A 12386-nucleotide genomic window follows, 5' to 3' on the forward strand; every position below is an offset into this window, starting at 1 on the left:
GTCAGCCTTTGGTGACGGCCTCAACCCAGTTTTTCCAGTTGCGCTCGTTGCCGGCGAAGACGTTGATATCGGTATCGCCGCGGATGCCGGGGATGACGCCGGTGGAGGTGTACTGCCAGAAGGCCCATCGACGATCGGGATAGATTTCTTCCGGGTGCTGGGCGACGGCGCGAACCCAGAAGTGATAGTCCTTGAAATAACCGTCAAGGTTGTCGCGGTGGAAATCGACAGAGGTGTAGATGATCGGCCGAAGACCGTAATAGGCCTCGATACGGTCCATGAAGCGCTTCATCTCTGCGCGCACGGTAAAGGCGCTCGGGCGGTATTTGCAGGTCTTCGACGTGTGGTTCCACTCCACGTCAAGCACCGGCGGCAACTGCATGGCGTCCTTCGGCACATTCTGGATGAACCAGTCTGCCTGTTCGTCTGCCGTCGAGCAGAAATAGTAGAAGTGATAGGGGGCATGGGCCACGCGCGCGGCACGGGCCTGCCGCCAATACTCGTCGAAGCGCGGATCGACCATGTCCTTGCCTTCGGTCGCCTTGATGAAGGCGAAGGCGACGCCCGAGCGACGCACGGTCGTCCAGTCGATTTCGCCGTTCCACTTCGAAACGTCGATGCCGTGAACCTGATGACGATAAGGGGTCTTCTTGCCGAAATCCTGCGGATCCTTGTCGCCGAAGCGGGTCTTGATCGACGCGGTTTCCATGAGGTCGTAGCTTGCCGAGGTGCAGCCGCCAAGAAGCAGTGCAAAAGAGAGTACCGCCGGTAAGAGCCAACGCATGGGAGATCCGTTATCCGTGTTTGATCAAGACCCCTGATGCGGCGCACTTACGCAATACTCAGGAGCGCGTATCGCCATCTGAGGCCATCATGGTAAAAATTCAGTTAGGATCAACTCAAATATGTAATCAGGTTCGAATAATCGCATGCCAGGCATAGCCGCGGCCGATGCTTTCGAACTCCAGGGTGGCATTGCGTGCATGCGCCTGGGCTGCCAATTCGTCCCGTAGATCCGGCCGTGGCGTGACATGAAAGCGGTTGAGCCATGCCTTGAGCACAGTGTGGAAACCGCGGGGAAGGCCTTCCTGCTGGCCGAAGTCGACAATGTGGAGCGAGCCGCCGGGAGACAGGGCCGACAGGGCAGCACCGATGGCCTTTTTCCAGTCGGGTATCATCGACAGGGCGTAGGAGATCAAAATTCGCTCGAAATCGTCTTCGCCAAATTCCGACGGTGCGAAGCCTGTGGCATCTGCGACCTTGAAGATTGGCGACTGCCGCTTGTTGCGAAAGCTTGCCTTTGCCGAGGTGAGCATTTCCGCGGAAATGTCCAGGCCATAGAGCCTGGCTTCGGGATAGGCCTTGTGGGCCATCAGCAGATTGCGCCCCGTGCCGCAGGCGACTTCCAGCAATCGGCCGTCGCCTGGAACATCGAGACGCCTGATCGCGCGGTCGCGCCCGAACAGGTAATATTTGCGGGTCAGATCGTAGATGTGGCGCTGATAGCGGTACATTTGGTCCATGCGCTCGGCATGGCCGGATGTCTCAATTGCCGCGCCGTTGTCCGCCGGCATCAGGATGCTTTCTCGTAGATATGAAAGCCACCATAGATCGCGGATCGATCCTTGGCATTCAGCGCCCTGGACATACCTTCGAGATAGGTCCACTGCGCGGCTATGGCATTTGGCAGGCGGCCTTCGATAATGCTTTTTTCGGCAGCCGTGCGGAAGATCACGCGGGCAGCGGGTGCCGACGTTCTGCTGATCTCGCTCCAAAGTTGACCGATCTGTCCATCATTCATCCAGTCCTGCGCATCCAGCAGCACGTAGCGATCAACCGAGGCGGATGGTTTTTCGGCCAGCAGTTCGGTGAAGCTTGCATGATGCACGCTGACACGGCCGGCATTGCGGCGGATCGACTGATAGTGTTCGCGCTGCAGATAAGTCGGCAACAGGCCCTCATCGGCATAGGGATAGCGGCGCACGAAGGCTTGCCAGGCAAAATAATTGTCCTTCAACGGAAAATGACAGGCGAGCTTTTCCAGGCGGTGCTTGAGCACCGGCGCAATGGTGCCGTTATCGGCAAGGCTCGCGAGTTCGTCATATTGGCGCGGCGGAATGCCAAGGCCAAACAGCGAACTCTTGCGCTCCGTCATCCAGCGGATCATCGGTTTGTCGAACAGCGGTGCGACACGGTCCTCGAAGAACTGACGTTGTTCGCGCAAGGTGCGGGTCCTGGCGAATTCTTCCAGCCGAACACCATGCAGCCGGGCGATCAGGTGGCCGACCGCGATGAAGCGACCAAGCAGCCCCGTGCGATAGAAATTGCCGTTGAAGACGCTGATGCGGCGACGTCCGGTCAGGCTTCTTTTGTTCCAATAGGCACGCGTATCCGCATCGAGATTGGGCGCAATATAGCGGTCGAAACTGCGGCTGTTGGAGCGGATACGTTCACGGCCGAAATGAGCGACCAGCGTCTTATAGTCCGGAAGGTGCTGGAAGGCGGCAAGCTTCAACCTGTTGAGCGCGATATGGTTGGGATTGAGGTCGACGACATCGATCTTGGCGGGGCTGCGCGAGAGGTAGGCCAGCATGTTGCAGCCGCCGGAGCCGATGGTGACGACGCGATGGCCGGCTGCCAGTTCCATGGCCTCCATGTCGACATCGGGATCCTCCCAGATCTGTGGATAGACGAGACCGGAAAACAGCAGCCCGAAAAGGCGTTCAGACAGCCCATCCCTGCTAAGCGCCTTATGCTGGAGAAGTGCGGTCTTGAGTTTGCGGTTCCCGCGGAAACCGGCCTCCGGTGCAAGCTCGGTCATCTGATGCAGCCATCCGTTTCGGTTCCTAGCCGTTTAAACGCGACGTGCTACAGTTTCATGACGCGGGTTGTGGGAAACGCCTTGAAAACCGGTCGAATGCTTCAGTTTGAACGCGATGCAGTGGATGCCAAATTAACGGAATACGTGCAGCATGCCGCGGCGCTTGGCGTCGTAGTAGTAGCCGCGGGCATAGAGTCTGACGGCATTGTCCGAGCTCTTGTCGGCGACAAGCCAGGCACCGCGCAGATATTTGATGGCGTATTTGAGATTGTTTTCCGCATCGAACAGACCATTGGCGGGGCCCCGATAGCCCATCGATTTGGCCGTCGCATATTTGATCTGCATCAGGCCGTAATGGCCATTGTTGAAGGCTGCCGGATTGTACCGGCTTTCGCGGTGAACGACACGGTGCACCAGCGCTTCCGGAATGTCATAGACCGCTGCATATTTGCGGATCAGGCTGTTGATGACGGTTGGACCCGTGGTCGCCGGGGCGGCCTGTAAGTCCGGTGCAGTCGCAGGCGGTGTGACGTCGAACTGGCTGTCGAGCGCCGCACCGGCATTGGCAGCCGATGGCGCGGCATAGGCAAGGGCGTCGCCGGGCTTTGGCGTTGGCACGATGGTCTGGACGGACGTGACTTCCTGCGGCAACTCGGTGTCAGTTGACGCATCGGCAAGTGTGGTCAATGTATCGGGATTGTCCGAGGCGGGCATTGCCGGTGTCTGCAACGCGTCGTTCTGCTTGGCGTCCATGACGGCGACGGCATCGCCCACTGTCGGAGCGTCGGCCGGGTTCTGCAACGCGGCTTCACGCGATGTCGGCACGGGGGCATGCGAATTCGAGCCGGGAACGAGGGGGCCCGGTTCTGCCGGTTGCTGCATGGCAAGCGACGTGCCGGCTGACGGGTTGGATTTAAGCTCTTGGCGAGCCGCACTTTCCAGTCCGCTGGTACAGCCCGCAAGGCCTATCAGCGTTGTCGCTGATGCCAAAATTCCGATGCTGCGAAAATTGCGCGCAATCATGCCTGATCCCATGTTCCCCAATCGCATGCACCCTCACAAACGAGTCAGTGCAAGCTCCATAATTCGGGTTTCCACGAACTCGCGGCCAAATTGCGGCACCGAGGTGGCAGTCATGCCCGATCAACAGCTTTGCTATGCGTGTGTGACTGCAATCACGCAGCGATCTTGCGATACCCTGCCGTTACTGCGCCGGCTGCAATCAGCAACGTGCCGCCGGTGCGGTTAACAGCGCGCTGCACGGTGTGCTTGCGGATAAAGACGCGGGCCTTGTCGGCAATCAGCGCATAGACGAGTGCATTGATGGCAGCGAGCGTGACGAAGGTCGCCTCAAGCACGATCATTTGCGGCAGAAACGGCTGCGTGGCATCGATGAATTGCGGAACGAAGGCTACGAAGAAAACGATGCTTTTCGGGTTGAGTGCCGTCACCGTAAAGGCATGCAACACGATGCGCAGCGGGCTTTGTTCGCGTAGATTATCGTTGTCGGCAAGCGGGCCATCGCCAACCGGCGCCCGCCACAGGCGGATGCCGAGATAGACGAGATAAGCACCGCCGATCCACCGCAGGACCGTATAGGCCTCCGCAGAGGTGGCCAAAATTGCGCCGAGACCGAGGATCGAGGCTGTCATGGCGACGAAATCGCCCAAAGACACACCGGTCACCGTCGCCAATGCCGTTTTTCGACCATGGCCGAGCGCATAGGATACCACGAGCAGAATCGTGGGTCCGGGTATCGCCAGAAGCACCGCAGATGCGGCGGCGAATGCCAACCAATGTTCAAACGACATGATTCAATCCTCCTGATTGAGACCAAGCCACCGAAACGGGATGCCGTCAATTGGCTGGTTTAAATTTCTGCCCCATGTGATCCATAACGGTCTTGAACCATGGCGTTTCCAAGTCAAAGGCTTTGCCGCCCTTGATACGCGGAAATTCGATGGTGCGCAGTTGGCCGTTTCGATCCTCATCATGACCGGTTACGCCTGACACGCCGTTGAGGCCGCTTTCGACTGCCAGATCGACCATTCCCTGGATCAGGCGCAGATCATCATAATTGGCTGGTGCGGAACGTGCGTAGTAGCCGGACTTTTGGACAATCGAACGTTCAGCCTTCAAAAGCTTGGCGAAGTGCTGCTGGAACCACTGGCCGACATTGATGGTGTCGATCTTCACATGCCCAAATGCGTCGCGCTTGATTTCGGCACCGGCTGCTTCGCGGTCGGCAACGATTTCATGGAGGCAGGCACCCTCGGAGACGAACAGCGTGACAAAGCCGGTTCTGTCCATGATTTCCAGAAGGCGCGCGCCTTCGGCTTCCATGTCGAAATGGGTTTCAGGCAGATAGAGCCCATCGATATTCTTGAGCTCCGTGTTCATCATGAAGCCTTCGATATATTCGTTGTTCTTGGTGCGCTCGATATAGGCGCGCGCGGTGGCCGCCGTCAGCCAGCCGCAGTGGCGGCCCATCACTTCGTGGATAACGAGTGTGCGTGGGGCGGCACTTTGTTCATTGGACACGTGGTCGAAGAAGCGGGCGCCGACTTCGGCTGCCGTCCAGGCACCCAGCGACTGCTTGATCGGAACAACATCGTTGTCGACCGTCTTGGGCAGGCCGACGACCGTCAGGTCATAGCCATTGGCGCCAAGATAGGCGGCCAGGTCGGCAGCCGTTGTGTTGGTGTCGTCGCCGCCAATGGTGTGGAGGATCGTGACGCCTTCATCGGCAAGCCGTTCAGCGGCCACTCTCAGAGGATTTTCGCCTTCCTTGATCAGGCCATTCTTCACGCAGTCGGCGGCATTTGTCAGCTTGACGCGGCTATTGCCGATCGGCGAACCGCCATAGCGGTGCAGCAGATGGGCTTTTTCTCGCATGTCGCGGGTGATATCGATCTTGTAGTCCATCAGCAGACCGCGATAGCCGGATTTATAGGCCACAATGTCGATGTCGGGGGCGATGTCGGTATAGCGCTCGATCAGTCCGCCAACAGCAGACGAGAGGCACGGGGCGAGGCCACCAGCGGTGAGCATTGCAACTTTTTGTTTGGGCACACGATCCTCCTGAGGCTTACGCACACTGAATGTCCATCTGTGAACGGACCATGGATGCGACAGGTGACGGGAGCGTGTAAAGTGAATTTACGAAGAAATTCGGGCATTTCGCCGCTATCGACAGGCGATTGCAAAACTCGCGCGAATATAATCGTTTCAAAGGCTGGGTGCTCGCGTATAGGTGGTGGCGCTTATGCGCATTGATCCAGCTGCAAACGGTAAAATGGGAAAATGCCGGGCTGACTGCGATATCGGGGACGGACGATCTGTCGCGCAGCAGAGGCTTTGATCCGACGTCGATGGAGATGATCGATTTCGCGCCGCTTTCCCGGATTTCACCCTGTCCATTAGGAATGCATCAACTTTATGCAAGGGAAGGTGAATAAAGTTTAATGTCGGAGGGGCTGCTCTCGCTTGCTTTTTCGGCGATTATTTGGTCAAGCTTCGATATGATATTTGATTTCTTTTGCGAACAAGCATCTTCGATCTGGGAGCGACTGCTGGGTGCGGTCGCCGACGCTGCTGGCAATGTGCTTGGCGGTCTGGTCGAAGCTGTTCGCACCGCATTCGAGGGTGACCCCGAGACGCGCCGCCGTGTTTCCTTCTCTGTCGCGATCATTGCGCTGTCGGCCAAGATGGCCAAAGCCGACGGTGTGGTGACGACCGCCGAGGTCGATGCCTTCCGCAGCATTTTCGATTTTCCACCGGAAGAAGCCAAGAATGTTGCGCGCCTCTATAATCTGGCGCGGCAGGATGTGGCTGGTTACGAGTCCTATGCTGAACGTCTGGCGGCGATGTGCCGAACCTGCGAACTGCATTGCCCTGTTCTGGAAGACATTATCGACGGTCTTTTCCATATCGCCAAGGCAGATGGGCTCGTCCATGAAAGCGAAATGGCCTTTCTGGGCCGTATCGCCGAGATCTTCGGTTTAAGCGAGCAGCGTTTCGACGAGATCACCCGTCGCCATCTGCATCTGGAGGGCGATCCCTATGGCGTTCTCGGCGTTTCGCCCGAGGATGATTTTGCCACGATCCGTCAGCGCTACCGGGCTCTCGCGTCCGAGCACCATCCTGACCGGCTTCATGCGCGTGGCGTGCCGTCGGAGTTTCATGCGCTGGCGCATCAGCGTATGGCGTCCTTCAATGCGGCCTATGAAGCGATCGAGAAAGAACGCCGCGCCGCATGACGCTGTTTGATGCCGACTATCCCGGCGCAATAATCCTGCCATCTCCCAATCATGGTGAACGTGTCGGTGTCTCGACGCCGGATATGATTATCCTGCATTATACCGGTATGCCGACGGAGGAGGGGGCTCTCTCCTGGCTTGCCGCCGAGGAGAGTCAGGTTTCCTGTCACTATTTCGTTCATGGCGACGGTCGCATCGTGCAGATGGTGCCGGAGAGCCGCCGCGCCTGGCATGCGGGCAAAAGCTGTTGGGAAGGCGAAACCGACATCAATTCCCGTTCGATCGGAATCGAGATCGCCAATGGCGGTCATCCCTCTGGCCTGCCTGATTTTCCATCGGCGCAGATCGATGCCGTCGTCGAATTGTGTCAAAAATGCGTCGAGCGCTACGTTATTGCCCCGGAACGTGTGCTTGGACACTCGGATATTGCCCCTGTTCGCAAGGTTGATCCGGGTGAAAATTTCCCCTGGGAAAAACTGCATCGGCAGGGTGTGGGCCACTATGTAGAACCGGTGCAGGTATCCGGCGGACGGTTCTTCCAGCACGGGGATCAGGGGCAGCCGGTCGAGGCCCTGCAGTCGATGCTGTCTCTCTACGGTTACAATGTTGATATCACCGGCGAATTCTGTGAAAAAACCAAGGGTGTGGTGGAGGCTTTTCAGCGCCATTTCCGACCCTCACTGGTCGATGGAATTGCTGACATGTCGACGATTGAGACGCTTGCTCGACTGCTTCGTTCTCTTCCGCGTTTCGCTTGACAGGCTGCTCAATTGTGGTGCGACAACCTGTCCGGGTAGAGCCGCTGCGGCTGGAAAATGTTGCGTTGCCACAGGAAATCCATATTGCGCCGGTCTAAAGACCCTCGCTGAGCGGCGGGTTGGCGTCCTAAATACCTCATGGCCTCCCGCAGAGATCAACGTTAAGGGCAAGTGACCGATGGCGTTCCCCTGGAACCCCAAACGGATAAGGCGTGCGGAGACATGCCGGGTCTTGCCCTTCGGTTCGGAGACTGAAGGTTTACATGAAAAGACTGGTTATTGCTGCTGCGGCAAGCATCGCTATTGCTATGACTTCTTTTGGCGGCGCGTTTGCCAAAGAGAAGGAAAATCACATCATCAAGCCGTTGTTCCCGCTGTCGGGCAGCGTGGAGAGTGCAAAGGTTGAGAAGGCTCCCTACGGCAAGCTGATCTCGAAATACGCCGCCAAGTACGGTGTGCCTGTGAACCTTGCGCATGCTGTTGTTCGTATCGAAAGCAACTTCAACCCGAAGGCTCGCGGCAGTGCTGGAGAAATCGGCCTGATGCAGATCAAGCCAGCCACGGCTCGCATGATGGGCTACCATGGTGGGGCAAAGGGACTTTACGATCCCGAGACCAATATCCGCTTTGGAATGATGTATCTTGCGGCAGCGCATGAACTTGGCGGTGGTCAAACATGCCAGACCATCCTCAAATATAATGCCGGTCATGGTGCAAAGCGCATGAATCCGGTATCAAAGCGCTATTGCGGGAAGGTGCAGGCGCTTCTGCATTCCTGATCACTGCGGGCCATTTTCAGATATTGGCCAGAACAAGGGCGACCCCATCAGGGTGCGCCCTTTTTCGTGCTGAGCGACGGCGCTGGACATAAAACTTGCTGGCATGGCGTTTGTTCCCAAGGCTGATAATTTTTTTATCGGACGTGTATATCGTGCTTCCACCGATGATTTCAGGTCTGCTACCTAGGCTTCTGAATGCAAACGGAATCAAGGCTGGTCTTTCATGAGTGAGCGGTTCGAATCGATCGTCATTGGCGCAGGCATGATGGGGGCTGCTGCTGCAAAATATCTGGCGCGCCAGTCACATGGGGTCGCATTGATAGGCCCTGGTGAACCTGCCGATACCGCAGGCCATTCGGGCGTTTTTGCCAGCCATTATGATGAGGCGCGGATCACCCGAACCATCGATGCCAATGAAAACTGGGCCAGGCTCGCCCATCGATCCATTGCCCGTTATGCCGATATCGCCACAGAAAGCGGCATTTCGTTTTACGAGGAAGCGGGTTGCCTGATCGTGGGGCCGGAACCGCACGGGCCCGATTGCTATATCGCCGATGTCAAAACAGCCGCCGAGCGGCTGGCAGTCAAGACGCAGACGCTTGACGACACACAATTGAGGCCTGAGTTTCCGTACTTCTCCTTTGAGCAAGGTAGTGAGGGTGTATTCGAGCAAGCGAATGCCGGCTACGTCAATCCGCGCCGTCTGGTGAAGGCGCAAGGTGTTCTTGCTCATCAAGCCGGCGCTCGGTTGATCGAGGAAACGGTGGCTTCGGTCCGTGAGCAGGCCACCGGGGTCGAGGTGGCAACCTTCGAGGGGCAGACATATCTGGCAGACAGAGTTTTGGTCGCAGCCGGCGGATTTTCCATCGCAGCCGGCTTGTTGCCGCGACGGCTGGATTTGCAGGTCTTTGCCCGAACCGTCGCCCTATTCGAAATAGCCGAAGCTGAAGCTGGCGACTATGCCGGGATGCCTTCGCTCATCTCCGCGCCGTCCGTTCCAACCGATCACATCTATCTGCTGCCGCCTGTGCGCTACCCGGATGGACGGCTTTATCTCAAGATCGGCGGAGATCCAGACGATCTCGTTTTGCAAGACGAAGCGGCGGTGAGGGCGTGGTTCCACAGCGGCGGACGCGAGAGCACGCGGCTCCACTTGAAGCGAATCGCGGAGGGTCTGGTACCGTCGCTGAAAGGCATTGAGCCGCATATGGCCGCCTGCGTGACCAGCTTCACCCCGAACAACTATCCAGCGATTGGCTATGCGAGTGAACGGATTGCCGTGCTGGCAGGCGGGTGCGGGCAGGCTGCGAAAAGCTCGGATGAAATCGGCCGTCTCGGCGCTGAGATGCTGCTGAGAGGGCATATCGAGGGCAACGACTATAGCGCCGATTTCACTCCGAAATTTCTCTGAGAGAAAGCGGCAGGTCCTTGTCTGGCATATTTTGTTGGCAATCGCAGGCTCAGTCGGTTATGGGAGCGCTGCCAGTCGGCCGGGCAGCCGCGCTTTACCAATGCCGAAAGGCGGTAGGGTGAGGAAAGTCCGGGCTCCACGGAAATACGGTGCCGGATAACGTCCGGCGAGGGTGACCTCAGGGAAAGTGCCACAGAAAGGAAACCGCCCCGCCTGCTTTTTCGCCCCATAGGGACGGCAAAGCTGGCGGGGTAAGGGTGAAAGGGTGGGGTAAGAGCCCACCGCGGACCTGGCGACAGGGACGGCATGGCAAACCCCACCGGGAGCAAGACCGAATAGGGATGACGCGGGCGGCGCAAGCCGCTACAGCCGGTTTCCGGGCCAGTCATCCGGGTGGGTTGCGAGAGGCAGCGTGCAAACGCTGTCCCAGATGAATGGCTGCCACGTTCCGGGCAACCGGAGCCTTACAGAACCCGGCTTACAGGCCGACTGGCAATTTCTCATTCGAACACGGGTACTTAGCAAGCGTCCTAGCAATAGGACGCTTGCAACTCATTGAATTAATTAAATAAAATTATGGATGCCTAATATTCCGGGTCTCGGGAAAATAACTCTTCATTAATCTTAATGGCTTATAAAGTTTTGATGCCCCGAACCGCCTTCGATAGGCTCAATCCCATTGACGCCCAAATTGTCCCATGGTATCCCATAAGCACAATACAGACGGGCCTTTCGAGGCTCAATTTCATCAAAGCGGGAGCGGTTGTTCCGGTTCGCATGGCGAGCTGGTGTGTGGATCTTTGCCGCTTTTTTTGGTGTCGAGTTTGACGGGGTCTCTGTTTGGCCCTTCGCCGGTGGGAGCGGCGTCAGTTTCTGATGAACCGCTTCTTGTCCAATGCGACGAACAAGATCGATGCGAAGGGGCGGGTATCCGTTCCGGCGGCCTTTCGTTCTGTGCTCGCGCAGCGCGACATCCAGGAGCTTTACTGTCTTCAGGATTTCGTGTTTCCGGCCATCAGCGTCGGTGGGGCGGATCTGTTCGACCGGTACGAGCGGCAGCTGGCGGCGCTCGATCCGTTTTCGGCGGAGGCAAACGAGTTGTCTCTGCTGGTGCACGGTGGTGGATTGCATATGCGGCTCGATGGCGAGGGCCGCTTGATGGTAACGGATTTTATCCGCGAGTTTACTGGCATCACGACGGAAGTCGTTTTTGTCGGTCGTGCGGATCATTTTCAGCTTTGGCGGCCGGAGACCTTCCTGGAGGCTCAGGCGGCGGCGAGAGAGGGGCGCAGGCTGCGAGGGCTGCAGTCCCGGTAAGCGAGGGAACGGAATGGTGACGAATCTTGGCGGAGATTCATCTGATGCCGATGGCGGACTGGTTCGTCACATTCCGGTCCTTCTTGCTGAAGTGTTGGATGCGCTTTCTATCGATAGCGGCTCAGTCGTTCTCGATGGCACATTCGGTGCTGGCGGCTACACATCCGCGATCATGGATGCTGGCGCTGACGTCATTGCCGTCGACCGCGACCCCAATGCGATCGAGGCTGGCCGTGCGATGGTGGATGCCAGCAATGGCAAGCTTGCGTTGTTTCATTCCCGGTTCTCCAGGCTCGACGAGTTTGCGCCTGAGGGCGGCCTTGACGGGGTCGTTCTCGATATCGGCGTATCTTCCATGCAGATCGATGAGGCAGAGCGCGGGTTTTCCTTCCAGCGCAATGGACCTCTCGACATGCGCATGTCGTCTAGCGGCGTGACGGCTGCAGATGTGGTCAATCGCGCCAAGGTTGGCGACCTGATCCGCATTTTCGGCTTTCTCGGCGAGGAAAAGAAGTCCGGTCGTATTGCCCGCGCCATCGAAAAGCGCCGCGCCGAACAACCTTTCACGACCACGCGCGATCTCGCAAATCTGATCGAGACCGTGAACCCCCGTAAAATGACTGACAAGATTCATCCGGCAACGCGCGTGTTCCAGGCGTTGCGGGTTTTCGTCAATGATGAACTCGGTGAACTGGCGCGCGCACTCTTTGCGGCTGAACGGGCTTTGAAGCCCGGCGGTCGGCTGGTGGTCGTGACCTTCCATTCACTGGAGGACCGCATCGTCAAAAAGTTCTTCTCCGAGCGCTCGGGCAAGGCGGGCGGTTCGCGGCACATGCCCATGGTCAACGTCGTTCCTGCGACGTTCAATCCAGTCGGAAAGGCCATGGTTTCCGCGAGCGAGGAAGAGGCAAATGCCAATCCGCGCGCGCGTTCGGCCAAGCTGCGCGCAGGTGTGCGCACCGAGGCACCGGCTGGAAAGGCCGACCTGTCAATCTTCGATCTGCCGGCGCTGGCGGACCTCGAGCGGATCGGAGGTTGATC

The 12386-nt window shown here is 57.9% G+C and carries 12 protein-coding genes and 1 other RNA gene; 7 read left to right on the forward strand and 6 right to left on the reverse strand.

The genetic code is table 11. The features are described from left to right. Position 1 precedes the first annotated feature (1 nt). The 6 genes from ACWPM9_RS07845 to ACWPM9_RS07870 form a co-directional block, all read right to left on the reverse strand. Positions 2-784, reverse strand: a complete 783-nt coding sequence (locus ACWPM9_RS07845; protein ID WP_484757305.1) for a glycoside hydrolase family 25 protein — start codon at positions 782-784, stop codon at positions 2-4. A gap of 127 nt (positions 785-911) precedes the next feature. After that, positions 912-1574 carry a class I SAM-dependent methyltransferase gene (locus ACWPM9_RS07850; RefSeq protein ID WP_484757306.1) on the reverse strand — a complete coding sequence of 221 codons (663 nt, stop codon included), beginning with the start codon at positions 1572-1574 and terminating at the stop codon, positions 912-914. Further along, complete coding sequence (locus ACWPM9_RS07855; protein ID WP_484757307.1) at positions 1574-2821, reverse strand: BtaA family protein; 1248 nt, start codon at positions 2819-2821, stop codon at positions 1574-1576. Before ACWPM9_RS07855 ends, ACWPM9_RS07850 begins: the two co-directional genes overlap by 1 nt. Before the next feature lie 132 nt (positions 2822-2953). Next, positions 2954-3844, reverse strand: a complete 891-nt coding sequence (locus ACWPM9_RS07860; protein ID WP_484757308.1) for a transglycosylase SLT domain-containing protein — start codon at positions 3842-3844, stop codon at positions 2954-2956. Between the two features lie 152 nt (positions 3845-3996). Further along, positions 3997-4632 carry a LysE family translocator gene (locus ACWPM9_RS07865; protein ID WP_484757309.1) on the reverse strand — a complete coding sequence of 212 codons (636 nt, stop codon included), beginning with the start codon at positions 4630-4632 and terminating at the stop codon, positions 3997-3999. A 46-nt stretch (positions 4633-4678) separates the two neighbouring features. Continuing rightward, positions 4679-5893 carry a pyrophosphate--fructose-6-phosphate 1-phosphotransferase gene (locus ACWPM9_RS07870; protein WP_484757310.1) on the reverse strand — a complete coding sequence of 405 codons (1215 nt, stop codon included), beginning with the start codon at positions 5891-5893 and terminating at the stop codon, positions 4679-4681. A gap of 449 nt (positions 5894-6342) precedes the next feature. Here ACWPM9_RS07870 and ACWPM9_RS07875 point away from each other — a divergent pair, with 449 nt between their 5' ends. The 7 genes from ACWPM9_RS07875 (at position 6343) to rsmH (ending at position 12384) form a co-directional block, all read left to right on the forward strand. Continuing rightward, entirely contained in the window at positions 6343-7080 is a 738-nt protein-coding gene (locus ACWPM9_RS07875) for a TerB family tellurite resistance protein (RefSeq protein ID WP_484757311.1), read from the forward strand. Beyond that, entirely contained in the window at positions 7077-7838 is a 762-nt protein-coding gene (locus ACWPM9_RS07880; RefSeq protein ID WP_484757312.1) for an N-acetylmuramoyl-L-alanine amidase, read from the forward strand. Before ACWPM9_RS07875 ends, ACWPM9_RS07880 begins: the two co-directional genes overlap by 4 nt. Positions 7839-8101: 263 nt before the next feature. Beyond that, on the forward strand, positions 8102-8617 hold the full coding sequence (locus ACWPM9_RS07885) for a lytic transglycosylase domain-containing protein (RefSeq protein WP_428187181.1): 516 nt from the start codon (positions 8102-8104) through the stop codon (positions 8615-8617). A 223-nt stretch (positions 8618-8840) separates the two neighbouring features. Continuing rightward, on the forward strand, positions 8841-10028 hold the full coding sequence (locus tag ACWPM9_RS07890) for an NAD(P)/FAD-dependent oxidoreductase (RefSeq protein ID WP_484757313.1): 1188 nt from the start codon (positions 8841-8843) through the stop codon (positions 10026-10028). 71 nt (positions 10029-10099) lie between these two features. Continuing rightward, an RNA gene (gene rnpB, locus ACWPM9_RS07895) (RNase P RNA component class A) lies at positions 10100-10525 on the forward strand. Positions 10526-10904: 379 nt separating this feature from the next. Next, positions 10905-11345 (forward strand): division/cell wall cluster transcriptional repressor MraZ, encoded by a 441-nt coding sequence (gene mraZ, locus ACWPM9_RS07900; protein ID WP_428187179.1) that lies wholly within the window; start codon positions 10905-10907, stop codon positions 11343-11345. Positions 11346-11358: 13 nt separating this feature from the next. Next, positions 11359-12384 (forward strand): 16S rRNA (cytosine(1402)-N(4))-methyltransferase RsmH, encoded by a 1026-nt coding sequence (gene rsmH / locus ACWPM9_RS07905; protein WP_484757314.1) that lies wholly within the window; start codon positions 11359-11361, stop codon positions 12382-12384. Positions 12385-12386: the final 2 nt, after the last annotated feature.

This window comes from Agrobacterium sp. H141 (genome assembly GCF_057158725.1).